Origin of the sequence: Cognatundibacterium aquatile (assembly GCF_014699135.1) — a bacterium.
GTDB classification, from domain to species: domain Bacteria; phylum Pseudomonadota; class Gammaproteobacteria; order Burkholderiales; family Burkholderiaceae_D; genus Undibacterium; species Undibacterium aquatile.
This window is the reverse complement of sequence record NZ_JACOFT010000001.1, coordinates 637,492-661,608: the sequence shown is the minus strand read 5'-3', so window position 1 is coordinate 661,608 and position 24,117 is coordinate 637,492. Positions and strand designations below refer to the sequence as shown.

General features: G+C 51.2%; 19 protein-coding genes and 1 riboswitch. Of the genes, 11 read left to right on the top strand and 8 right to left on the bottom strand.

Translation table 11 applies throughout. The annotated features are described in order from the left end of the window. Positions 1-570: 570 nt before the first annotated feature. The 5 genes from H8K26_RS03020 (at position 571) to H8K26_RS03000 (ending at position 10,982) form a co-directional block, all read left to right on the top strand. A complete protein-coding gene (locus tag H8K26_RS03020) occupies positions 571-2,445 on the top strand; it encodes a M4 family metallopeptidase (RefSeq protein WP_223826800.1) in 1,875 nt (624 codons plus the stop codon). A 326-nt stretch (positions 2,446-2,771) separates the two neighbouring features. Beyond that, positions 2,772-4,883: a prolyl oligopeptidase family serine peptidase gene (locus tag H8K26_RS03015; protein ID WP_190477198.1), complete on the top strand. Its 2,112-nt coding sequence runs from the start codon at positions 2,772-2,774 to the stop codon at positions 4,881-4,883. A 344-nt stretch (positions 4,884-5,227) separates the two neighbouring features. Beyond that, positions 5,228-6,979 carry an ABC transporter ATP-binding protein gene (locus tag H8K26_RS03010; protein WP_190477196.1) on the top strand — a complete coding sequence of 584 codons (1,752 nt, stop codon included), beginning with the start codon at positions 5,228-5,230 and terminating at the stop codon, positions 6,977-6,979. A gap of 1 nt (position 6,980) precedes the next feature. Next, the gene (locus H8K26_RS03005; RefSeq protein WP_223826799.1) at positions 6,981-8,741 is read left to right on the top strand and encodes an ABC transporter ATP-binding protein; all 1,761 of its coding nucleotides are present in this window, start codon (positions 6,981-6,983) and stop codon (positions 8,739-8,741) included. Between the two features lie 6 nt (positions 8,742-8,747). After that, positions 8,748-10,982, top strand: coding sequence for a penicillin-binding protein 1A (locus H8K26_RS03000; RefSeq protein ID WP_190477192.1), 2,235 nt, complete (start codon positions 8,748-8,750; stop codon positions 10,980-10,982). Between the two features lie 156 nt (positions 10,983-11,138). Here H8K26_RS03000 and metC read toward each other — a convergent pair whose 3' ends face one another. Beyond that, positions 11,139-12,344, bottom strand: coding sequence for a cystathionine beta-lyase (gene metC, locus H8K26_RS02995; protein ID WP_190477190.1), 1,206 nt, complete (start codon positions 12,342-12,344; stop codon positions 11,139-11,141). Between the two features lie 154 nt (positions 12,345-12,498). On the opposite strand from metC, the gene H8K26_RS02990 reads away from it, so the two are divergent. Then, positions 12,499-12,981: an Lrp/AsnC family transcriptional regulator gene (locus H8K26_RS02990; RefSeq protein ID WP_190477189.1), complete on the top strand. Its 483-nt coding sequence runs from the start codon at positions 12,499-12,501 to the stop codon at positions 12,979-12,981. On the opposite strand, the gene H8K26_RS02985 is transcribed toward H8K26_RS02990, so the two are convergent. The 7 genes from H8K26_RS02985 to H8K26_RS02955 all read right to left on the bottom strand — a co-directional run bounded on the left by H8K26_RS02985 (position 12,982) and on the right by H8K26_RS02955 (position 20,409). After that, a complete protein-coding gene (locus H8K26_RS02985) occupies positions 12,982-13,764 on the bottom strand; it encodes an oxygen-binding di-iron domain-containing protein (RefSeq protein WP_223826798.1) in 783 nt (260 codons plus the stop codon). Between the two features lie 248 nt (positions 13,765-14,012). Then, positions 14,013-14,840 carry a methylenetetrahydrofolate reductase [NAD(P)H] gene (metF, locus tag H8K26_RS02980; protein WP_186884689.1) on the bottom strand — a complete coding sequence of 276 codons (828 nt, stop codon included), beginning with the start codon at positions 14,838-14,840 and terminating at the stop codon, positions 14,013-14,015. Next, positions 14,837-15,181: a phage holin family protein gene (locus H8K26_RS02975; protein ID WP_190477187.1), complete on the bottom strand. Its 345-nt coding sequence runs from the start codon at positions 15,179-15,181 to the stop codon at positions 14,837-14,839. The genes metF and H8K26_RS02975 overlap by 4 nt, the downstream gene beginning before the upstream one ends. Positions 15,182-15,249: 68 nt before the next feature. Further along, a complete protein-coding gene (ahcY, locus tag H8K26_RS02970; RefSeq protein WP_190477185.1) occupies positions 15,250-16,677 on the bottom strand; it encodes an adenosylhomocysteinase in 1,428 nt (475 codons plus the stop codon). 26 nt (positions 16,678-16,703) lie between these two features. Then, positions 16,704-16,777: riboswitch (S-adenosyl-L-homocysteine riboswitch) on the bottom strand. A gap of 385 nt (positions 16,778-17,162) precedes the next feature. Further along, positions 17,163-17,687: a GNAT family N-acetyltransferase gene (locus tag H8K26_RS02965; RefSeq protein ID WP_190477183.1), complete on the bottom strand. Its 525-nt coding sequence runs from the start codon at positions 17,685-17,687 to the stop codon at positions 17,163-17,165. A gap of 163 nt (positions 17,688-17,850) precedes the next feature. Beyond that, on the bottom strand, positions 17,851-18,393 hold the full coding sequence (locus H8K26_RS02960) for an adenine phosphoribosyltransferase (RefSeq protein WP_190477181.1): 543 nt from the start codon (positions 18,391-18,393) through the stop codon (positions 17,851-17,853). 33 nt (positions 18,394-18,426) lie between these two features. Next, positions 18,427-20,409: a monovalent cation:proton antiporter family protein gene (locus H8K26_RS02955; RefSeq protein ID WP_390365946.1), complete on the bottom strand. Its 1,983-nt coding sequence runs from the start codon at positions 20,407-20,409 to the stop codon at positions 18,427-18,429. Positions 20,410-20,533: 124 nt separating this feature from the next. On the opposite strand from H8K26_RS02955, the gene H8K26_RS02950 reads away from it, so the two are divergent. From H8K26_RS02950 to lptB, 5 genes are all read left to right on the top strand, one after another. Beyond that, a complete protein-coding gene (locus H8K26_RS02950; RefSeq protein ID WP_186896314.1) occupies positions 20,534-21,574 on the top strand; it encodes a KpsF/GutQ family sugar-phosphate isomerase in 1,041 nt (346 codons plus the stop codon). Further along, positions 21,574-22,098 (top strand): KdsC family phosphatase, encoded by a 525-nt coding sequence (locus tag H8K26_RS02945; RefSeq protein ID WP_190477177.1) that lies wholly within the window; start codon positions 21,574-21,576, stop codon positions 22,096-22,098. Before H8K26_RS02950 ends, H8K26_RS02945 begins: the two co-directional genes overlap by 1 nt. Next, positions 22,095-22,715, top strand: coding sequence for an LPS export ABC transporter periplasmic protein LptC (gene lptC / locus H8K26_RS02940; RefSeq protein WP_190477175.1), 621 nt, complete (start codon positions 22,095-22,097; stop codon positions 22,713-22,715). The genes H8K26_RS02945 and lptC overlap by 4 nt, the downstream gene beginning before the upstream one ends. A gap of 64 nt (positions 22,716-22,779) precedes the next feature. Then, positions 22,780-23,355: a lipopolysaccharide transport periplasmic protein LptA gene (gene lptA / locus H8K26_RS02935; protein WP_186884680.1), complete on the top strand. Its 576-nt coding sequence runs from the start codon at positions 22,780-22,782 to the stop codon at positions 23,353-23,355. Between the two features lies 1 nt (position 23,356). Continuing rightward, positions 23,357-24,109, top strand: coding sequence for an LPS export ABC transporter ATP-binding protein (gene lptB / locus H8K26_RS02930; protein WP_186884679.1), 753 nt, complete (start codon positions 23,357-23,359; stop codon positions 24,107-24,109). Positions 24,110-24,117 lie beyond the last annotated feature (8 nt).

Here is a 24,117-nt window from a genome sequence, read left to right as displayed (position 1 = left end):
CGGTTGCAGCTACTTAACTCGATGCAGAAAAATAAATTGATTATTTTTCTAAATAAAGGGAATTTTTTTCGATACGGCGAATCTTAGCTCTGACTGATCAGAATCAATACGCCAGTCTTCAGAATAAGTTATTTAATCACAATAGTTTTTCTGTCAAGCCCATCTATCATCTTCCATTACTTATTACATAATAATTAGTAAAAATATTTTTAACTATTTGTTATGTAATATCCCTGTTTGCTTCGTACATCCCGTGTTTCGATGAAGCAAGTTCAATATTTACTAATTGAAAAGAAATTTTCTTCTGTTGGTAAAAAATTTACTTTTTTAAGTAATTAAAAATACGCAACACTGTCATTTTCCCTTAACAAATTATCTGATTAACTATTTATCGCTATCAGGGCAATCGCTTGTCGGGTAGCGAGCATGTATCGCAGTGTTTTCGCTGGGCGATAAGCCATTTGTTTCAGGCTTTCCCGCTTTGATCTGGTTTGTTTAAGTTCTACTCTTAACTTGCTGCCATAAGCTGCAAGTTCAATAACATTAACAACAATTTAGGGATAAACAAAAATGACACGTACTTCTAATACCAGCTTAGTGTTCCGGCCAACCATGATGGCAGCGTTGCTCGCCTGTGCATGGAGCGCCTCAGCAGCAGACAAAATCAATTTGGAACAATTGACACCTTCGGCGACAGCGCAATCTGCGGCAAGCAGATCATCCTCGGTCACAGGTAAAGCGAGCTCGGGGGCTCCCAGCATCCACAGCACTTTGGGTTTAACAAGCAGTGAACTGCAAGCCGCACGCAGCCAGACTTACGCTAACGGTCGCGTAGTAACGCGCTTCCAACAATTTCATCAAGGCGTGCCAGTCTGGGGTGAGGCCATTGTTGAGCACGCCAATGCTGGCGCAGCGCAATCGACCCTGTCAGGCTATCTGATCAGCAATCTGGCCAAAGATGTACCAAATGCCAAACCGTTCTATTCAACAACACAGGCAGTTACTCTGGCAAAAACTCAGGCTCGCGCATCCAGCAGCGAAAATGAACAGGCAAAACTGTTTGTGAAACTGGACGAGAATAACGTCGGCAAACTGGTCTATCTGGTGTCATTTCTTGACACTACAAATCCGGCAAAACCCAGCCGTCCGCATTTCATCATCGATGCCAATACTGGTGTCGTTGTCGAGAAATGGGAAGGTCTGACTCACGCAACGACAGGCACAGGGCCTGGCGGCAATGCGAAAACCGGTCAGTATGAATATGGTACAACAGCCGGATACGGCTTCCTCGACGTGACTGTCAGTGGTTCTACTTGTACGCTCAACAGCACTAATGTTGCCACCTACAACATGAACAGCGCAACCTCGGGTTCAGGGACGTTGCATTCATTTACCTGCCCGAGAAATACCGTCAAAACGATCAATGGCGGTTACTCACCGATGAATGATGCACATTACTTCGGTAACCAGGTATTCAACATGTACCAGACTTATCTCGGCGTGCGTCCTATCAGCCAGAAGCTAGTCATGAAAGTGCATTATGGCTCCAGCTACGAAAATGCGTTCTGGGATGGCAGCTCGATGAATTTCGGCGATGGCGCATCTACTTTCTATCCGTTGACAGCACTGGATGTAACCGGACATGAAGTCAGCCATGGCTTCACCGAACAAAACTCCGGTCTGGTGTATTCGGGTATGTCGGGTGGTATGAATGAAGCATTCTCCGATATGGCTGGTGAAGCAGTTGAGTACTATGTCAAAGGGACGAACGATTTCAAAGTCGGTACCGATATTTTCAAAGCCACAGGTGCATTACGTTATATGTACAACCCACCGCTGGATGGTGGCTCCATTGCAAATGCGAGCAACTACACCAGCAGCCTCGATGTTCACTATTCGAGCGGTGTGTATAACAAAGCCTTTTACCTGTTAGCAACAACAGCAGGCTGGAATACACGCAAGGCATTTGAAGTGATGGCAGATGCAAATCGCCTCTACTGGACATCCAGCAGCACATTTAACCAAGGTGCCTGCGGTGTAGAAAAAGCAGCGACTAACCGTGGCTATGCCACTGCAGACGTGACTGCTGCCTTCGCCAGCGTTGGTGTCAGCTGCGCAAGCACAGCACCGACTGCGACCCCACTGACTAAAGGCGTGACCGTCAGCGGCATCACACTGGCGAAAGGTGCAACGAAACTGTATTCCATCGTTGTTCCTGCTGGTGCGACCAATCTGACATTTAAATTGTCTGGCGGTACAGGTGACGGTGATATTTATGTCAAAGCATCGACAGCACCGACAACGACATCGTACACAGCAAAATCAACCGGTTCCACCAATACCGAAACCGTGACTATTGCTTCGCCGTCAGCTGCAACATACTATGTTCTGGTCAGTGCGTACGCGGCAGTCAGTAGCACAACGCTGGTCGCGAATTACCAATAAACGTAAGTACAAAGCCGTCGCTCATTCGTAACGAATGAGAAAAAAATCCCGCTCCTTCTGCTATGCAGTTGAGCGGGATTTTTAATGCGCAGAAGTACCGCAAAAATGTGTGATCTGCACATCCTGTCTGAATCTACGCGTCAATTCAGATCGGCATAACAAATCAACTTTCTTACGGGGTGCCATATCAGAAGCAGGAAATATATGCTTACATGGAACTAGTCAGTTAATTCTGTGTCGATGTATAGCTACAATGGCGCAGATAAACAATACGACACCAGCCACAAAACAAGTAACAAAATCACACAGCGGAGAACTCTTAAAAAATGAAACCACAGTTATCACTGCTCACCACCCTCTGCATGCTCGGCGTAACCAGCATCGCGGCGGCACAAACCACGGATTCTCAACAATGGCTGGAAGACGTCACCGGAGAGAAAGCGCTGAATTGGGTCAAGGCACAAAACCAGGTCACCCGTAACAAACTTGATAACGACGCTGGTTTCAAACAATTACGCAGTGATTTGCAAGTCATCCTGAATTCCAAAGACCGCATCCCCGGCATACGAAAAATGGGCGATGCGGTCTATAACTTCTGGACCGACGCTGAACATCCGCGCGGCATCTGGCGCAAAACTTCGCTCGAGGAATATCGTAAGCCTCAACCGAAATGGGAAACTGTCCTTGATATCGGTGCGCTGGCGGCAGCAGAAAACGAAAACTGGGTATTCAAAAACAGTAATTGCCGCGAACCCGCATTTGACCGCTGCCTGATCGAACTCTCCCGTGGCGGCGCCGATGCCGTCACCATGCGCGAATTCGATCTGAACACCAAAACATTTGTGAAAGATGGCTTCTCGCTGCCGGAAGCAAAAATGTCGCTGGACTGGCGCGATAAAGACAGCTTGTTTGTCGCCACCGACTTTGGCGCCGGCTCACTCACCGATTCCGGTTACGCCCGTATCGTCAAATTATGGAAACGAGGCACGCCGATCAGCGCTGCTAAAACTATTCTGGAGGGTAAAAAAACCGACATGGCTGTCTCAGCACAAAGTACGCAGCATGGCGGAATTCAACACAATCTGGTTCATCGTCAGATCACGTTTTACACCGCAGAAAATTTTTTACTGGAGGGTGACCAGTTGAAGAAGCTTGATATTCCGGAAAAATCCGGCGTAGCCTTTTTCAGCACACAAATGATTGTGACACCAAGAGAAGCCTGGAAAATTGGTGAAAAAACCTATACCAGTGGCAGCGTTCTCGCGATTGATTTCGAAGCCTTTCAACATGGTGATCGCCAGTTCACCACCTTGTTTGAACCAACCGACAGCACGTCTTTCACGGGCTTAACTGCAACTAAGAACTACCTGTTAGTACAGTCACTCAACAATGTTAAAAGCCATTTGCAGGAATGGAAATTTGCAGATGGAAAATGGGTATCCCGCCAGGTGCAGTTGCCGACCATGGGCGCAGTGGGCATCAGTGCCGTTGATACTGAAGGCAATGATGATTACTTCCTGAGTTATTCTGATTATCTGACTCCAAGCGTCTATCTGCTCGCACATGCTGGCAACGATACGCGCGAACAATTGAAATCAGCGCCAGCATTTTTTGATGCATCTCCTTACGAAACAGTTCAGCAATTTGCAACTTCGGCTGACGGCACGAAAGTTCCTTACTTCGTCGTCAAACGGAAAGATGTCAAATACGACGGCAACAATCCTACCCTGCTTTACGGTTACGGCGGTTTCCAGATTTCCATGACACCATCCTACTCTGGCGCCTTAGGTAAAACCTGGCTGGAAAAAGGTGGCGTCTACGTCGTTGCGAATATTCGTGGCGGCGGTGAATTCGGCCCACGCTGGCATCAGGCCGCACTGAAAGAAAACCGTCAGCGTGCGTATGATGACTTTGCTGCCGTCGCAAACAGCCTCATTACCAGCAAAATAACCAGCCCGCGCCATCTTGGTGCCATGGGTGGCAGTAACGGCGGCTTGCTGGCAGGCGTCGCTCTGACTCAGCATCCGGACCTGTTCAACGCCGTTGTTAGTCAGGTGCCGTTGCTGGATATGCAGCGCTACAATCAACTGCTGGCGGGTGCGTCCTGGATGGGCGAATATGGTAACCCTGACGTGCCGCAAGAATGGGCATACATCCAGCGTTACTCGCCTTACCACAACGTCAAAGCAGGCGTTCGCTATCCTAATGTTCTGTTCATTACCTCAACCCGTGATGATCGCGTACACCCCGGCCATGCCCGTAAAATGGCAGCAAAAATGCTGGATCAGGGTCACAAGAATGTCTGGTACTACGAAAACATCGAAGGCGGACATGGCGGTGCGGCAAATAATGAACAAAGAGCCGATATGAGCGCAATTACCTATAGCTTCTTGTGGAATATGTTAAAACGCGACAACGAAGCAAATGCGATTCACTGATTGCGGCAAACTGCCACAAATTGGAGCGACGCTGATTCAACGATGATAGTCGAATCAGTCTGTGATCCAATCACAATCCGTTTAATCCGTTTACAATCCGTTATCCTGTTGCGGGATAACGGATTTTTTATTTAACAGGGCTGACGCAAAATTGACCCGGCAAGGCTAAAAAGCTTTTTTCTGCTTTGGGAAACATCGCTGGTAAGCGATGTCCGTTTCGCCAGCAGGCAACATGTTGCCTGAAACCCTGGCTACACCATGGCGACGAAGATAGTACGAATAGGTCGGCCAGGAGCCATCACGCCACAGAGGCGGTTTTGCGGAAGTCCTACTTAAGAATTTGCATGACACTGTTCCAACTACTGAAAACATTTATCCGCCGCCATTGGCAGCGCTATTGCGCAGCAGCCAGTATGCTGTTCGCCGTCGCCCTAATGACCGTATTGATACCACGTCGCGTTGGCGCCGTCATTGACGGACTGGTCAGTGGGCAGCTTGATCAACGCGGTATGCTGACCGAACTCGCATGGCTGTTATTGATGGGCATCGCCATTTATTTCCTGCGCGTCGGCTGGCGCATGCAGCTGTTCACAGCCTCGTATCAGCTCGGCGTTGAACTTCGCACTCGTTTATATCAGCGCCTGAGTTTGCAGGGACAGAATTTTTTTCAGCAACAACGTACCGGCGACCTGATGGCTCTCGGCACCAATGATGCCGATGCGATAGAACTTGCGGCCGGTGAAGCAGCGCTGGCAGGTTTTGATGGATCGATGACATTTGCATTAGTCATCGGCATGATGTTACTTGGCGTCGATTGGCGTCTTGCGGTGGCGGCGTTATTGCCGTTTCCCCTGATGGCCTGGGCGTTCCGGCATATCACACATCAGGTGCATGAAGCCTCGCGCGATTCGCTGGAACGCTTCAGCAAACTCAACGATCAGGTGCAGGAAACCCTCGCTGGCGTGCGCACTCTGCGCGCTCTGGGTCTGGAACAACGCAGTGCCGCGCAGTTTGCCAAACTCGCTGAAGACGCTGCCAGCGCCAGCCTCTCGGCGCAAAGCTGGGAAGCCGCCTATGAGCCTGCGGTCGGCATCACGCTGACGGCAGCCGGTGCACTGACTTTGGCGGTCGGCGGCTATCTTGTGTGGCACGAAGAAATGACGATAGGCGCGCTCACCAGCTTTACTATGTATCTGGGACAACTGATCTGGCCCATGTTTGCTGCGGGCTGGGTATTATCGTTAATGGAGCGCGGCAAAGCGGCCTGGGGCAGACTGGAACCTGTTCTGTCACAAGAACTGTCGATTCAGGATAAGGGCACGCTGAGCAGCCCGCTATCTGGCACAATTCATTTTGACCACATCAGTTTTTCGTATCCCGGCCAAAGCAGAAATGCACTGAACGATATTTCGGTGTCAATCGCGCCTGGACAAACGCTGGGCATCGTCGGGCCAACTGGCGCAGGAAAATCGAGCATCATTAAATTGCTGTTGCGGCAAATAGAAACTGCGCATGGGCAGGTGCGGTGGGGTGAACATGCCATCGCAGAATATCCATTGCACAGCTTACGAACGGCCATTAACTGGGTAGCACAGGAACCTTTTTTATTTTCGGCGTCAGTGGCAGAAAATATTGCGCTGTCGAATCCCTATGCCAGTCGTGAGCAGGTAATCCGTGCCGCGACCTTAGCGGCAGTACATGATGACATTCTGCGTTTTCCACAAGGCTACGACACACCCGTCGGTGAACGTGGTGTCACACTGTCAGGTGGGCAGCGCCAGCGCGTTGCGATTGCCCGCGCACTGCTGACATCCAGTCCGCTGTTGATACTGGACGATGCGCTTTCCGCCGTCGATACGGATACCGAAACCCGCATCCTTCAGCATCTTGCCGAATTACGCCAAAAACAAAACGAACGCAGTGCGATCATCATCAGTCACCGCCTGAGTGCGGTGGTCGATGCCGATCACATCCTTGTTTTGCGGGATGGAAAAATCACTGAACAAGGAACGCATCAACAACTGCTGGACGCCAATCAATGGTACGCATCGCAATGGCGCTATCAGCAACTGGAGGCAAGCTTACATGCCGCGTGATATGAGTACGACAGAAAATACCACTCCGAAATCTGAAAAAAAATTAGCGGTACAGTTATTGGTGCAAGCAGCCCAGCCAGAAAAAAAGCACGTGATCTGGGGCGTATTTTTTTTGCTGATTGCGGCGGGACTGGAAGCGCTCGGCCCTTTGCTAGGCAAAGCGTTTATCGACCGCTATCTTCTGCCGCGCAGCATGGACTGGCCTGCTGTTATCGCCTTACTGGTGGCGTATGTCGTAACAGGCTGGGGAGCAACCTGGCTGCGCTACATGCAGTTGACCCGGCTTGCAGGCGTTGCGATGCGCTCCGTGCGGCGCTTACGCGAACAGGTGTATGGGCATGTCCTGCGTTTGCCTATGGCCTTCTTCGATAAGGCGATTACCGGTCAGCTCGTCAGCCGCGTCACCAACGATACCGAGTCGGTCAAAAATCTGTATGTGCAAGTTTTGTTTGTGATGCTCGACAGCTCCATCGTTGTGCTCGGTGCACTGGTGGCAATGGCATGGCTGGACTGGCGGCTGATGCTGATCGTCATCACCTTAATTCCGGCCGTCGTGATTATTGTCTGGTTTTACCAGCGCTGGAGCGCTCCGGCGGTCAGCCGTGCACGCCAGTTACGCAGCGACATCAATGCGCAGGTTGCAGAGAGCATCAGCGGCATGAGCGCACTGCAGGCCAGCAATGCCGAACAACGTTTCGGCCAGCGCTTTGCCAACACCAACCAATTGCATTACGTCGCCCGTCTTGATGAACTGCGTGCAAACGCGTGGTTACTGCGACCAGCACTGGATTTACTTAATTCCGTGCTGCTGGTGGTCGTGATTTACAGCTTTGGGCAACGCAGTTTTTCAGGTGTCGAAGTCGGGATTCTGTATGCATTTGTCAGTTATATCGCGCGCGTTGTTGACCCGCTGATTCAGATTACGCTGCAATTCGGACAAATTCAGCAAGCCGTCGTCTCAGCTGCGCGGGTCAACACCTTGTTACACGAACAGCAGGCAACGAACACCAGTACCGATGTACAAATGCTGTCAGGCGACGTGAACATCGCGCATCTGAGCTTTGCATACAGCGCCGGACATCCGGTATTGCAGGACGTGAATTTACACGTGCCGGCAGGGAGTTTTTTTGGCGTGGTCGGTCATACCGGCAGCGGAAAATCGACGCTGATGAGCTTGCTGCTGCGCTTTTATTCCGCGCAATCCGGCAGCATCAGGATCGATGGGCATGACATTGCCGCTTTCTCAGACGAGCATTTCCGCGCCAGCGTCGGCCTCGTACCGCAAGAACCTTTTTTGCTTGCCGCCAGCGCGCGTGAAAATATTGCGATGGGACGCAGCATCAGCGAGGCTGACATCATCACGGCAGCGAAAGCAGCGCACGTGCATGAGTTTATTCTGCAACTGGAACATGGCTATGACACGCCACTCGGCGAAGGCGGAGCCAGACTATCCACCGGGCAAAAGCAACTGATCGCCATTGCCCGCGCGCTGGCGGGTCGGCCACGCATCCTGTTTCTGGACGAAGCGACCTCCCATATTGATAGCGAAACCGAACAGATCGTGCAGATTGCGCTGAACGAATTACGCGGCAAAGTCACCATCATCGCCATTGCGCATCGCCTTTCCACCATCAGGGATGCGGACAGCATCATCGTTCTGAATCACGGCAAAATCGCAGAACAAGGTCAGCATCAGGAATTAATGCAGATAGATCAGGGTATTTATCAAAAACTGTATCTGCTGCAAACTTTAGAGGATTAAACCGACATGAAATGGATTGCTGCCATCGTGGCATCGCTGGGCATCATTGCTGCGGGCGTGCTGGCCTACGTGTTTCTGGTACTTGCACCAAACCTGCCGCCACTCGACGCGGTAACCGATTACCGTCCCAAGATACCGCTGCGTATCTACACAGCAGATAACGCGCTGATCGGTGAGTTTGGTGAAGAACACCGCGAATTTGTACCAATCAAAGAGATTCCAGAAAAACTGAAAACAGCCTTGCTGTCGACTGAGGATGAACGCTTTTACGAACATAGCGGTATCGACTTTATCGGTGCCGGTCGCGCCGTGCTGGCAGATTTGCGCGGTGGTTTTCATCAGGGCGCCTCGACCATCACGATGCAGGTTGCCAGAAATTTTTTCCTGTCGCAGGAAAAAACCGTGAATCGCAAACTCAAAGAATTATTACTCACCACCCGTATCGAAGCCGCACTCAGTAAAGACCAGATTCTGGAGTTGTACATGAACCAGATTTATCTGGGTCAGCGTACCCATGGCTTTGCCGGTGCGGCACGCACTTACTTCAATAAATCGCTGAATGAACTGAGTCTGGCGGAAGCCGCAATGCTGGTCGGGATACCGAAAAATCCGGTGCGGCATAATCCGGTAAGCAATTTCCAAAAGGCCAAGCAAAGGCAGGAAGTGGTGCTCAAGCTCATGCTCAATCGTGGCGTGATTACCGAAGCGCAATACGATCAGGCCATACATGAAAGAATCACCGTCACCGGCAAACAAATTTATGACACTCATGCCGACTATGTCGCTGAAATGGTGCGCCAGAAAATCGTCGACGAATACAAAGAACAAGCCTACACCAGTGGTATCAAAGTCTATACCACGCTGCTGAAAGCAGATCAGGAAGCTGCTTATGAAGCCGTGCGTAACAACGTCATGGCATACGACCAGCGCCACGGCTATCGCGGCCCCGAAGCCTTTATTCAGTTACCTGCTGATGAAGATGAACGTGACGATGCGATTGATGAGGTGCTGCGCAAACATCCTTCCAGCGACAAATTACAGGCCGCAGTCGTAACCGAAGTCAGCAGCAAAGTCATCAAGGCAGAACTGGTCAACGGCGACACTGCAGTGGTTGATGGCGACGGCTTAAAATTTGCTGCAAACGCCTTACAAGCGAAAGCGAAATCCAGTCTGAAAATCGTTCCGGGCGCGGTGATCCGCGTGATACAGGATACGAAGAAACGCTGGAGCATCAGCCAGTTACCTGAAGTCGAAGGTGCCTACGTTGCCCTGAATGCGGAAACCGGTGCTTACAGTGCACTGATAGGCGGATTCGATTTCAATCGCAAAAAATTCAACCATGTCACCAGCGCCTGGCGTCAGCCTGGTTCCAGCATCAAACCCTTCATTTATTCTGCTGCGCTGGAAAAAGGCTTTTCTCCGGCAACGCTGATCAATGACGTGCAACTCTCCGCCACAACAGGCACCCTGCTGCGCTGGGACCCACGTAATGACGATGGCAAATATGATGGCCCCATCAGCATGCGTACGGCGCTGGCACAATCGAAAAACGTGGTCTCTGTGCGCATACTCAAAGCCATCGGTGTCGATACTGCGCATAACTGGTTGCCACGTTTTGGCTTTAATAAAGAAAAGCATCCGGATGATCTGACCATGGCGCTCGGCACTGGGGCAGTCACACCTGCGCAACTAGCGGCAGGGTATGCCGTATTTGCGAATGGTGGTTATCAGATCACGCCGTGGCTGATCAGCAAGGTCGTTGATGCCAAAGGCAAGGTGCTGAGTGAAAATAAAGTACCGGTGATTGCCCAAGAAGATGCTCGTGTGATTGATGGCAGGAATGCCTTTGTGATGCATAGCCTGTTAAGTGAAGTCACCCGCAGCGGTACCGGCGCCTCAGCAAGCGCGCGCTTAGGGCGCCATGATCTGGCCGGTAAAACAGGGACGACCAGCGATGCGGTTGACGGCTGGTTTGCTGGCTACGCAGCGAATGTCGTCGCGGTTGCATGGATGGGCTATGACGATCCTAAATCCTTAGGCGGCAGAGAATTTGGCTCCACGCTCGCCTTACCTATCTGGATAGACAGCATGCGTGCGAGTCTTGCTGGTAAAGCCGAGAGCCAGAGAAGTGCACCGGACGGCGTCAGCAATGCCGAAGGCGACTGGATGTACGTGGAATTTCTGAATGGCGGCGGCGTAAAAACATTGGATATGGATGAGGCAGTCAGCCCGCCACCATAACTCACCACCCCAAAAAAAACCCGCAGAAAAATCTGCGGGTGAATATCCTGACCTTTGGAGGTAAAGCAGTAGGACCTTGGCATCTTAATCAACGTGAATGACACGTTGATGACAATACCGGCGAACGCCACGAACTGCATTCACTGTATTAAAAATTTATGCTGCTCTGGCGATAGCACCTGGCTCTCTTAATGCAGAAAATCCAGCGTCCAGATCGGCAATTAAATCCTCCACTGCTTCCAGTCCGATATGCAAACGTATCATCGGTGCGCTCCATTTTTCTGCATTAATCGTCCGGTATCCGGCTGGGCGGGTCGGCAGAATCAGGCTTTCATATCCGCCCCAGCTGAAACCTATTCCAAACAAACGCGTACGGTCAATCAATGCAGCGACCTGCGCTTCAGTCACGTTGGAATGAAAGACAGCGCCCATCAATCCACATGCATATTCGGCGCGGAAATCGCGCTTCCACAAAGCGTGCCCTGCAGCGCCTTCCAGCGGTGGATATAAAACCTCTGCCACTTCAGGCTGCGCCTGCAGCCACTTCGCAACGACCTGCGCACTTTCGCGATGCACTGCCAGACGCGCAGCCATGGTACGCAAACCGCGCAATGCCAGCGCCGCATCATCACCGCCGACAGACATGCCCAATTGCTTATACGTATTGCGAATACGCAGATGCAAGGCTTCATTCGTCAAGATCGCACCCATCAACGCGTCAGAGTGACCGACGATGTACTTGGTCGCTGCATGCAGTGAAACATCCACACCCAGCGCAAAGGAATCCCAGCCTATCGGTGTAGCCCATGTGCTGTCAGAAACCACCACCGCACCAGCCGCATGTGCAACAGCCGCAATCGCCGGTATGTCCTGCACTTCAAACGTCAGCGAACCCGGAGACTCAACAAAAACCACTTTAGTGGTCGGCTGCATCAACGCAGCAATACCCGCACCAATCAGCGGGTCGTAATACGTTGTGCTGACACCGATCTGTTTCAACAAACCATCACAGAACTGGCGCGTAGGATCGTAAGCCGTATCGACCATCAACAGATGATCGCCCGGTTTCAGCAAAGCCAGCAAGGTCGTTGTAATCGCAGACAAACCCGACGAGGTCAGCATGCAGGCAGCAGCTCCCTCTGCTGCGCACAATGCCTGCTCCAGCGCCAGTGTGGTTTCGGTTGCATGACGCGCATACGAGCGGCGGGTGCCATTAGCTTCCTGCAAAGCCGCACAATCGGGAAACAACATCGTCGAGGCGCGAACCACAGGCGGGTTGACGGGGCCATGATGCTCTTTTCCTTTGCGCCCGGCATGGGTCAGGCGCGTTGCCGTTTGCAATTCAGATGAGTGTTGCTGCATGGCGTTCTCCAGAGACAGAATATTTCAGGTATCGCGTTCAGGTGACTGTAGGCGATGGTATAACCGTCATCGTAACAATCATCGGGCGGAAATTTTTACTCATTTTTTATGTATATATGTTATTTTTAGAAAAATTTACTAAAAAAAACTGATTATGGATAAAAAAGATCTTGAAATACTGAATTTCCTGCAGAAAGATGCCTCGATTGCGCTGGCCGATCTGGCGCAGGCAGTACACCTTTCCGTCACACCTTGCTGGCGGCGGGTGCAAAAACTGCAGGAAGATGGCGTCATCCGCAGTCAGGTTGTTTTATGCGATCCGGGCAAACTGAATCTCGGTTTAACCGTGATGGTGGCGCTCAAGGCGGCACAGCATAACGAGAAATGGATGCAGAAGTTTATTGCGGGTGTCAAAGACATCAGCGAGATTGTTGAGATACTGCGCATGAGCGGCGACATCGACTATCTGTTGAAGGTCCATGTGCCGGATATGGCGGGCTTTGATCTGGTCTATAAAAAACTGGTGAAAGTCGCCGACTTGCAGGACGTCAGCTCCAGTTTTGTGATGGAAGTGATTAAGAGTACTACCGCATTGCCTCTCGACTATGCGGTAGTGAAACCGCTGAAAACTGGCTGATCAGCCACGGAAGCGGTAGTTTTCCTGCGTGAACAGGTCGATGCCGCACTGCAAATTTTCTATCCAGTCGAGGAACGCGTGTATCGCTTCTTTACCGAAAAAATAACGGCCGTGCTGCGGCACCATCATTTCAATGTCCATTTGCCGTACCATGTTTGCCCACAGGCGACAGACCTTGTTTGACACCATGTAACGCTTATGGAAACCACTCATGGTGTGCAGCTCTTCGAGGAAATCTGCTTTGGTTCTCATCGGTTTCTCGATATCGCTCGCATCCACCATCGACGCGCCCATATCACCGGAAAACAGGATTTTTGATTTCGAGTCGTAAAACTGGAAATTGCCTTCCGCATGCAGAAAATGCGCAGGTATTGCATGGATCGTGGTGTCACGCATAGGCACAGGCATACCCTCATCTGGAATACCGATAATGCGGCCGTCAGCACGGTTCAGATTACAGAAATGCGGTACAAAACGTGACCAGAGTTTAGACACGTACAGATTACATTCGGTACTGAACAGCCACTTGTCGAGTGAACCGATAATGTCAGGATCCTGATGCGAAGCAAACATATACTTCAACTGCTGCTTGGGTACGTATTTGTGCATCGCCAGTACCAGCGAGTTGTATGTCAGATGGCCGGACGGATCTATCAAAGCGCCTTCACCATCGGAAACGACAAGGAACTGGTTGGCCTGAACGGCATGATCCCCGGCATCTTTCACCAGATCGTTAAACATCACGCAGATGTGTTTGCCGTCATTGTAAAGTTCAATAGCCAATTTTGCTCCCGGTGGCAAGGTTATTTAAATATGAAAAATTAAATATAACGAATTATTGTAGTGCAGAAAAAGGCATGTATTCTTGACTTGAATCAAAATAAATATTTTCTTACAGACAAGAATTTGTGCTTAAAAACGGAGAATGAGTTCAGCAGCCTGACAAACCGCTCCTTTTTCACAAGCAAAAAAAAGCGTGCTGACATTGCCTTCAGCACGCTTTTGAAAAAATGGACGATTACAATGGACGGTTACACTAGGCGTTGCCAGATTGCCGTTGTTGCGGCGGCCTGATTCAATGAATAGAAATGCAGCCCGGGTGCACCGCCTGCCAGCAAACGTTCGCACATAGATGACACCACGTCGAGTCCAAAGGCTTTGATCGACGCTGTGTCGTCGCCAAAACTCGCCAGCTTCAGGCGTACCCAGCGTGGGATCTCTGCACCGCACATTTCAGAGAAACGCAACAACTGACTGCTGTTGGTAATCGGCATAATGCCAGCGACGATAGGTGCGGTCACACCAGCCTTCTGTGCTTCATCGACGAAACGGAAATAAGCATCCGCATTGTAAAAATATTGCGTGATGGCGGCATTGGCTCCGGCGTTCATCTTACGGACAAAATTTTGTAAATCGTCTTGCGGTGAACGCGCCTGCGGATGCATTTCCGGATAAGCCGCCACTTCGATATGAAACCAGTTACCGGTTTCGGCACGGATAAATTCAACCAGATCACTGGCGTGACGGAATTCGCCGCCCATGCCATAGCCACTCGGCAAATCACCACGCAACGCCACCAACCGCCGTATATCATTGGCCTGATATTGCTGCAGAATGTCGCGTATCGATTCACGGCTGCCGCCGACACAAGACAAATGCGGCGCGGCGTCGTAGCCTTCTTTGCGAATGTCCAGAACAGTATCCAGCGTCCCCTGCTGCGTCGTGCCACCGGCACCAAATGTCACGGAAAAATATTTAGGCTGCAACTCAGCCAGTTTTGCTCGGGTTGCACGTAATTTCTCAGTGCCTTCCGCCGTCTTTGGCGGGAAAAATTCTATGCTGAAATTATGCGTCTTCATCGTTGTTGGAAGAGTAAAGTCGACAGTGTCCAGGAGATCACGCTGTACAACAAAGCACCGCCGACTGCTGCCCAGAATCCTGCAACATGAAAGCCATCAACCACGTTCGCCACAGCCCAGAACAACAAGCCGTTGATGACAAAAATAAACAAGCCCATGGTCAGCATCGTTACCGGCAAGGTCAGCACCAGTAACACCGGGCGCAAGATAGTATTCACCAACCCCAACACCAGCGCCACCAGCAAAGCTGTGCCGAAACTATCGATGGCAACAGAATGCATCAGATAAGGAATGGCGAGCAAGGCAAGGGCGTTGATTAACCAGATAGCAAGCAGACGCATACGGACTCCTGTTTTAATGGACAAGAAAAACTCCCCGCTGGCAAGGCCAGACGAGGAGTCAGTGACAATTAATAACGGTAGTGATCAGGCTTGTACGGGCCTTCTTTTTTTACACCGATATACGCAGCCTGCTCATCGGTCAGTTCGCTCAGTTGCGCATTGAGTTTTTTCAATTGCAAACGGGCGACTTTTTCATCCAGATGCTTAGGCAAGGTGTAAACGCCAACCGGGTATTGATCGTTGTTCAGGAACAGTTCAATTTGCGCAATCGTCTGATTTGCAAAGGAAGAGCTCATCACGTACGAAGGATGGCCGGTACCGCAACCCAGATTCACCAGGCGACCTTCTGCCAGCAGAATAATGCGTTTGCCGTCAGGGAAAATCACGTGATCCACTTGCGGTTTGATGTTATCCCAGGTGTATTGCTTGAGCGAAGCGACATCAATTTCATTGTCGAAGTGACCGATATTGCAAACGATCGCCTGATCTTTCATCTTCAGCATATGCGCATGATTGATGACGTGGTAATTACCGGTTGTCGTCACGAAAATATCGCCATGTTCTGCGGCGTATTCCATCGTCACCACGCGGAAACCTTCCATCGCTGCCTGTAATGCGCAGATAGGATCGATCTCAGTCACCCAGACCTGTGCCGACAATGCGCGCATCGCTTGTGCGCAACCTTTGCCGACGTCACCGTAACCAACGATCACCGCGACTTTACCGGCGATCATGACGTCAGTCGCACGCTTGATACCGTCCACCAGCGATTCGCGGCAACCATACAGGTTATCGAATTTGGATTTGGTCACGGAATCATTGACGTTAATCGCAGGGAAAGCGAGTTTGCCTTCTTTATGCATCTGATACAGACGATGCACACCTGTCGTCGTTTCTTCGGTCACGCCTTTGATAGCGGCCAGACGTTTGGAATACCAGTCTGGTTCTGTTTTCAGATGCGATTTGATTGCATTAAACAGGCAGATTTCTTCTTCTGAACCTGGATTGGCCAGCACAGAAATATCTTTTTCCGCACGGGTGCCGAGATGCAGCAACAAAGTCGCATCGCCGCCATCGTCCAGAATCATGTTGGAATAACCACCGTCAGTCCATTCAAAGATACGGTGCGTGAATTCCCAGTATTCATCGAGGTTTTCGCCTTTGAATGCGAATACCGGTGTGCCGCCCGCAGCGATCGCCGCCGCTGCGTGATCTTGTGTCGAGTAAATATTGCAGGAAGCCCAGCGCACCTGTGCACCAAGTGCATTCAGGGTTTCGATCAAGACGGCCGTCTGAATTGTCATATGCAGCGAACCGGTGATACGTGCGCCTTTTAAAGGCTGGCTGGCAGCGAATTCTTCGCGGATTGCCATCAGGCCTGGCATTTCTGTTTCAGCGATCTGGATCTCTTTGCGACCCCAGTCTGCCAGACTGATGTCGGCAATGAGAAAATCCTGGGATGTATTCGATGGTGCGGAAGTTACAGTGGCGTTCATCACGCCCTCCTTTCTGATTGAAAAAAGTAACGTGAGCGCAGTTGTGTGGATTCCAAGCCTGGCAAGATAGCAAGATCTTGTCGCAGCGCTCCTTGGAAGACCTGAAGTATAACGCAGATGCCTGTTGTTGGGCGATGTAAAAAACTTCGGCACAATACGTCGGCTTGTCCATCTTGTGCGGATGAAACTGGTCGCAAGACGAAGCACGGCATCGGAAAATCAGCCGTGCATGCCTATTTTCCCAGCGCCAGTCTATGCCATTTTCTGCCGGAAAATTTCTGTCAAAATATGATTTTGATGGGAGTATATTCAAAAACCACGCTATTCTCACAATAAAACAAAGGGGTTTTTTATATACTCCCCCTAGTATATTTTAACGTCCAAACGGTCGCTGACAGAAAAAAGCATGTCAGCATACGCAGCACATCGCAGAACAACGCCGTGTTGGCGTTTGCAAAAACATACGCTAGCAGCGTCGTCCGCTTTTACCCGCGTAACAATTGTTTATACATAATGCTCGTGCTGTCTAGCGTTCCCGTATCTGACATGGCATAACCGGGAATCGTCCCGGCCAACTGAAAACCCAACGAAAAATACAAAGGTTCTGCGGCATCGCCGGTTCTGGTATCGAGCACGATCAGACTGCGTTGTTCCGCGCGGCAAACATCTTCCGCCCACAGCATTAAGCTGCGCGCAATACCACGCCGCCGGGCGTCCGGTGCCACCATCAACTTGGCGATTTCTGCACGATGCTGGCCGTTTTGCGGCATATCCAGCACAAGCTGCACGGTGCCCTGCACCTGGCCATCGTCGTCGAGCGCCAGCGCCATACGTCGTTCGCCAGACTGTACGGACTGATGGACGTTTGCCCAGAAAGCCGCCGCTTTATCGTCGCTGAGCGGCGCGATGAAACCGATGCTGGCACCAGCGGCAACACATTGCTGCAACAACAGATTCAACTGCGCCGCATACGTCGGCAGCGTCGCGCCCTGCACTTCCAAAACAGGCATACTTTATCCCTCACAATTTCGGCATAAAAAAAGCTGATAGCAATCAGCGTATCAGCTTTTTTTCAGGGTCAGACGAACCAGTCCGTTCTTCTTTTCATTTTTTTACGCTGTCATGACGCCGTCAATTCAGCACGGCGTTCAGCGGCGAATTAATTTGCCGATATCAATGTCCGTCGAAATTACACACGGTAAACAGTGGCAAGCCACTATCTTTAATCAGCTTAGAGCCGCCCAGTTCAGGCAGATCAACAATCACCGCGCCTTCGACCACGATTGCGCCGAGACGCTCCAGCAGCTTTTTACCGGCCATCATGGTGCCGCCAGTCGCAATCAGATCGTCGATCAGCACGACACGCTCACCTTTTTTGCAGGCATCGGCATGCAGCTCGACGGTTGCGCTGCCGTATTCCAGCTCATATTCTTCCGACACGGTGTGAAACGGCAATTTACCTTTTTTTCGGATAGGCACGAAGCCCAGATTCAATTCATACGCCAGCACCGAACCGATGATGAAGCCGCGCGCATCCAGACCAGCGATCACATCAATCTTCTGATCCATGTAGCGATGCACAAACATGTCGATTAAAACGCGAAACACCTTAGGATTTTGCAACAAAGGGGTGATGTCGCGGAACATCACGCCTTCTTGCGGCCAGTTTGGCACGGTGCGGATATGTTCTTTAATGTACTCGGATGGATTTATCATCGCCGGATGACCTTCAAATTTTAAAATAACCCGCTATTTTAGCAGTCGCTGCTCTGCTCTTGCGACTGCTTCTGATGTTCCGCGCACGACGATCACGTCGCCTGCCTGTAAAACGATTGTTTCGACGTGCGCAAGACGTTGGCGGCCACGGCGCACTACATGCACATCCGCCCCTGTTTCCGTCAGGCGTATCTCTTGCAGGGATTTACCTGTTGCCGTTGCCCGCTCATTCAAAACGATCGTATGCAAACGGATCTGCATCGCTTCCGGGCTATCGGACGCATCGCTGGCACCACGGAAAAATCCCCGCAGCGATTCATAACGCTCATCACGTGCCGCCTGCACGCGATGCACAACGCGCCGTAAAGGCACACCAAGAATCACCAGCGCATGCGATGCCAGCATCAGGCTGCCTTCCATTAATTCAGGCACCACCTCGGTGGCGCCGGCGGATCTGAGTTTATCCAGATCCGCATCATCGTGGCTGCGTACGATCACCGGCAAAGCAGGATTGAGCTCATTCACGAAATGCAGAATTTTCAACGCCGAGGCAGTGCTGGTATACGTCACGACCAGCGCGGCCGCGCGATTAATACCAGCCGCCGTCAGGCTTTCACGGCGCGCCGCATCGCCATACGAAACATTTGCACCCGCCATCTGCGCTTCTTGCACGCGATCAGGGTCGAGATCCAGCGCGTGATACGTGATCCCCTCCTCTTCCAGCAGACGCGCCAGACTTTGCCCGCTGCGCCCGAAACCGGCGATGATCACGTGCTTTTTCGCATTCATCGTGCGGGCGGCAATTTGTGTCAGGGCGAGTGATTGCATCATCCATTCGTTGGCGGAAAACTTCATGACGATCACATCTGATTTCGCCAGAATAAACGGCGATACCAGCATCGATAACACCATCGAGGCCAGTATCACCTGCAGCAATTGCGGGGGTATCAGATGCAGATCACCGGCCTGGTTTAGTAAAACAAAACCAAACTCACCGGCCTGCGCCAGCGCCAGACCGGTGCGCAAAGAAACACTGGTCGAATTGCCAAATAATTTCGCCAGGCCGGCGATCAACAACAGCTTGATGACCATCGGCAAAATAAATAGCAACAACACTAACCACAGATGCTCAACCACCAGCCGCCAATTCAGCAGCATGCCGACGGTGATAAAAAACAGCCCCAGCAACACGTCGCGGAAAGGCTTGATATCTTCCTCCACCTGAACGCGGTATTCAGTTTCTGAAATCAGCATCCCCGCCACAAATGCCCCCAGTGCCATTGAGAGGCCAGCCTTGTCAGTCAGCCAAGCAGCCCCCAGCGTAATCAGCAAAAGATTGAGCATGAATAACTCTTGCGAACGCTGTTTCACCACCACACGAAACCAGGCACGTATCACTTTTTGCCCGACGACCAGTAATAAAATCAAGACCAGAATCGCCTTCGCGCTTGCCCATGCGAGGTTTTGCAGCAGATCTGAAGAATGTGAAGCCAGCGCCGGAATCAGGATCAGCAGCGGCACCACCGCCAGATCCTGAAACAACAGGATGCTGATAATCTGCCGCCCATGCAGGCTTTCTAACTCCAGCCGCTCCGTCAGCATTTTGGAAACGATCGCTGTCGATGACATCGCCAGTGCACCGCCTAAGGCAAAAGCGGCTTCCCAGCCGATCTGAAAATACTGCGGCAACCAGATGCTGGCTAAGCGCGCCGCCGCCAGGCTAACCGCAATCGTCACGAATACCTGTGCCATCCCTAAGCCGAATACCGCCTTGCGCATCGTCATCAGCTTGGGCAAAGAGAATTCCAGCCCGATAGAAAACATCAGAAACACCACGCCAAACTCGGCGAGTTCGTGCGTGACCGCGCCATCGTCGGCAAACCCGAGGCCGAACGGACCGATCAGCACGCCGACCACGAGATAACCCAGAATCGGCGGCAATTGCCACAGACGAAAAACAACAACCCCGAGAACCGCGGCAGCTAACAGAGACAGAGTAGTATCAAGGGCGTTCATAAAGGACATTATTGCCGATTTATGCCTATGCTTCCGTCATATCTCGTTAACAATATCGACTGAATATGCATTTCGTTACGTCTGGCAGAGTTTTTGCTTATAGGATTTCGTTTATACTTCAGGCATGAATGATCTGAACGCAACCCCATTTAACGAGACGACTGCAGACGATGCGTCCTCGATCGCCGCGCAACGCGCGGTGCAACTGGCATCCACGACCCTGCAAATCGAAGCAGATGCGCTGATTGCCTTACAAAACAGGCTTAATTCTGAAGACGCTGCGAGTTTTGCCGTTGCAGTAAAGATGCTGCTTTCATGCAACGGTCGTGTGGTCGTTTCCGGCATCGGTAAATCCGGCCATATCGCCCGCAAGATTTCAGCCACCTTCGCCTCCACCGGCACTCCGTCGTTTTTTATCCACCCGGCAGAAGCGGCGCACGGTGATCTGGGCATGGTGACCAAACATGATGTGTTCATCGCGATTTCCTATTCTGGTGAGGCGGCGGAATTAATCTCTATTTTGCCCATCATCAAACGCCTTGGCGTCAAACTGATTTCACTGACAGGCAATCCGCAATCGAGTCTGGCGAAACTGGCCGATGTACATCTGAATCTGCACGTCGATAAAGAAGCCTGCCCGCTGAATCTGGCGCCGACAGCAAGCACCACGGTGACACTCGCTTTAGGCGATGCGCTGGCCGTCGCAGTATTGGATGCGCGCGGCTTTCGCGAAGAAGATTTCGCACGTTCCCACCCAGGTGGCGCGCTGGGACGCCGTTTGCTGACCTACGTCAAAGATGTGATGCGCACCGGTGACGCGGTGCCATGTGTAACACCCGAAACCAGGCTGACCACGGCATTGCTGGAAATAACCAAAAAAGGCATGGCGATGACAGCAGTCATTGATGCCGAACGAAAAATTATCGGCGTTTTCACCGATGGTGATTTACGCCGCCTGATGGAAGATGTGCGCGATTTCACGCAAATTCAGATTGCTGACGTGATGCACAAGAATCCACGCAGCATACGCGCCGATCAATTGGCTGTCGAAGCCGTCGACATCATGGAAACCTATCGCATCAACCAATTGCTGGTGACGGATGAGCACGACAGATTAGTCGGCGCCCTGCATATTCACGATCTGACCCGCGCCAAGGTGATTTAATGTCCGACGCAAGCACAAGAGCCGCAAAAATCAAACTGATGATCTTTGATGTCGACGGTATTCTGACCGATGGCAGCCTGCACTTCGGTGCGGACGGAGAAGCGCTGAAAACATTCAATGTGCTCGATGGGCAAGGCATACGCCTGCTGCAAAACGCGGGCATTGCCACTGCGATCATCAGCGCCCGGCAATCACCGATCGTTGCGCGGCGCGCCGCTGACCTGGGGATCACCCATGTACGCCAGGGCATCCATGACAAAAAAACGGCGTTTCTGCAACTGCTGCATGAACTCAGCATAAGCGCAGACGAATGCGGCTTCATTGGTGACGACGTGATCGATCTGCCGGTTCTGACCCGCGTCGGTTTCGCGGCCAGCGTTCCAAACGGACACGCCGAAGTGCGCCAGCGCGTGCATCATGTGACGACCGCCAGCGGCGGCAAAGGCGCGGCGCGGGAAGTCTGCGACTTCATTTTACGTGCGCAAAACAAGTACGACAGCGTTCTGGCAGAATACCTCGCATGAAGGCACAAATCACTATCGACCGTGCACGCATCTGGATGGCAATCGCTGCTGTCGGTGTCGTTGCACTTGGCAGTTTCTGGCTGTATGACACGGTGCGCCGTCAGGGTGCTGATGACTACAACCGGGCATCGGCACGTCTGGAACCGGATTATTACGTAGAGAATTTCAATTTCATCAAACTCTCAAATAACGGTAAAGCGAATTATCATGTCACCGGAAGAAATCTGATTCATTTACCGCGCACAGATCAATACGACATCAAAGAGCCGCGCATCAGCAGTTTTGATGCGCAGCGCACACCGATTACGATCAATGCCGGACGCGCGGTTGTGGAACAGAAATCGGAAGTGCTGACACCCAAACGCACAGAAGACGTGGTGCATCTTTATGATCAGGTCACAGTCGAAAGACCCCAGGGCATCAATTCCAGTTTCATGCGGGTGGAAACTGAATATCTGCAATTACTGCCCGATGCCGACATCGTGAAGACCGATCAACGCATTAAGCTGATTACGGATAATGGCGAAACCCTTGCCACCGGCATGATGGCTAACAATACGAATCAGGAATTACGCCTGCTCAGTAAAGTACATGCGCGCCTGTCAAAACATAAATAAAGACATGCGCAAAGATATTTTTTCACTTCATCAACATCAACATCAACAAGTCAGAGAGTAAAACATGCGCCCCGAAAAAAAATCAGTTTATCTGGTACTGAACTCATGGACGTTAGCCCTTGTGACTTTGCTGTCAGCGTCCGGCGTTCATGCTGAAAAAGCAGACAGTCTCAAAGAAATGACGATAGAAGCAGATCAGTTTTTAAATAATGGTAAAACCAATGTCAGTACATTTTCAGGCGATGTCGTGGTAGTACGCGGTACGCTGAAAGTCAAAGCAGAAAAAGCCGTCGTGACAAAAAGTGCGGATGAATTCCAGCACGTGGTGCTGACGGCCAAACCCGGTGCAAAAATCAGCTTTCGCCAAAAACGCGATGGCGGTCCGGATCTGTGGGTCGAAGGCGAATCAGAAAAAGCCGAATACGATGAAAAAACTGAGTTTGTAAAATTCCTGTCCAAAGCGCAGATACGCTATCTTGATGGCAGCAAAGTCACTCAGCAGCAAGAAGGTGAATTCCTCTCTTACGACAGTAAAAACGATGTCTTTGTTGGCGTCAATTCCAGCTCAGGTCAGTCAGTTTCAGGTGGCGGTCGCATCAAAACCACGATACAACCAAGAACCGAAAAACAGGCAAATTAAGATGGCATCAAAAGACAGTACGCTGACCGTCAAAGGTCTGCAAAAACGCTATGGCGCGCGACAAGTGGTGCGTGATGTCTCGCTGTTGGTGAGAAGCGGTGAAGTCGTCGGTTTGTTAGGGCCGAACGGTGCAGGTAAAACCACCTCTTTTTACATGATCGTCGGACTCGTGCCTTCGGATTCCGGTGAAATCAATATCGACGATACGAACGTTTCTGATTTACCGATACATCAGCGCGCCGTACTCGGTCTGTCGTATCTGCCGCAGGAAGCATCGGTATTTCGCAAGTTGACGGTGGAAGAAAATATCCGCGCCGTGCTCGAACTGCAAAGGGACAAAGAAGGAAAATTTTTGTCTGAGAAAAAAATCCGGCAACGTCTGGATAGTTTGCTGACCGATCTGCAGATAGAAAAAATCCGTGACAGTCAGGCGCTTGCGTTATCGGGCGGTGAACGGCGCCGGGTTGAGATTGCGCGTGCACTCGCGACGAACCCGCGCTTTGTTCTGCTAGATGAACCTTTTGCCGGTGTTGATCCTATCGCCGTCATTGAGATTCAACGGATTGTCCGCTTCCTCAAAGAACGCGGCATCGGCGTGTTAATCACCGATCATAATGTGCGCGAGACACTGGGCATTTGTGACCACGCCTACATCATCAATCAAGGCTCGGTATTAGCCAGCGGCAAACCCGACGATATCATTCAGAATGAGTCCGTGCGACGCGTCTATCTCGGAGAACATTTCCGGATGTAACGGGACGC

Excerpts from the sequence above, each read along its gene's own strand:
- ahcY (WP_190477185.1), bottom strand. The coding sequence starts at position 16,677 with ATGAACGCCACTGTAACTTCCGCACCATCGAATACATCCCAGGATTTT.
- lptA (WP_186884680.1), top strand. The coding sequence starts at position 22,780 with ATGCGCCCCGAAAAAAAATCAGTTTATCTGGTACTGAACTCATGGACG.
- H8K26_RS02965 (WP_190477183.1), bottom strand. The coding sequence starts at position 17,687 with ATGCCTGTTTTGGAAGTGCAGGGCGCGACGCTGCCGACGTATGCGGCG.
- H8K26_RS03010 (WP_190477196.1), top strand. The coding sequence starts at position 5,228 with ATGACACTGTTCCAACTACTGAAAACATTTATCCGCCGCCATTGGCAG.
- H8K26_RS03020 (WP_223826800.1), top strand. The coding sequence starts at position 571 with ATGACACGTACTTCTAATACCAGCTTAGTGTTCCGGCCAACCATGATG.
- H8K26_RS02950 (WP_186896314.1), top strand. The coding sequence starts at position 20,534 with ATGAATGATCTGAACGCAACCCCATTTAACGAGACGACTGCAGACGAT.
- metF (WP_186884689.1), bottom strand. The coding sequence starts at position 14,840 with ATGAAGACGCATAATTTCAGCATAGAATTTTTCCCGCCAAAGACGGCG.
- H8K26_RS02990 (WP_190477189.1), top strand. The coding sequence starts at position 12,499 with ATGGATAAAAAAGATCTTGAAATACTGAATTTCCTGCAGAAAGATGCC.
- H8K26_RS02960 (WP_190477181.1), bottom strand. The coding sequence starts at position 18,393 with ATGATAAATCCATCCGAGTACATTAAAGAACATATCCGCACCGTGCCA.
- lptC (WP_190477175.1), top strand. The coding sequence starts at position 22,095 with ATGAAGGCACAAATCACTATCGACCGTGCACGCATCTGGATGGCAATC.
- H8K26_RS03015 (WP_190477198.1), top strand. The coding sequence starts at position 2,772 with ATGAAACCACAGTTATCACTGCTCACCACCCTCTGCATGCTCGGCGTA.
- H8K26_RS02955 (WP_390365946.1), bottom strand. The coding sequence starts at position 20,409 with ATGAACGCCCTTGATACTACTCTGTCTCTGTTAGCTGCCGCGGTTCTC.
- lptB (WP_186884679.1), top strand. The coding sequence starts at position 23,357 with ATGGCATCAAAAGACAGTACGCTGACCGTCAAAGGTCTGCAAAAACGC.
- metC (WP_190477190.1), bottom strand. The coding sequence starts at position 12,344 with ATGCAGCAACACTCATCTGAATTGCAAACGGCAACGCGCCTGACCCAT.
- H8K26_RS02975 (WP_190477187.1), bottom strand. The coding sequence starts at position 15,181 with ATGCGTCTGCTTGCTATCTGGTTAATCAACGCCCTTGCCTTGCTCGCC.
- H8K26_RS03000 (WP_190477192.1), top strand. The coding sequence starts at position 8,748 with ATGAAATGGATTGCTGCCATCGTGGCATCGCTGGGCATCATTGCTGCG.
- H8K26_RS02945 (WP_190477177.1), top strand. The coding sequence starts at position 21,574 with ATGTCCGACGCAAGCACAAGAGCCGCAAAAATCAAACTGATGATCTTT.
- H8K26_RS03005 (WP_223826799.1), top strand. The coding sequence starts at position 6,981 with ATGAGTACGACAGAAAATACCACTCCGAAATCTGAAAAAAAATTAGCG.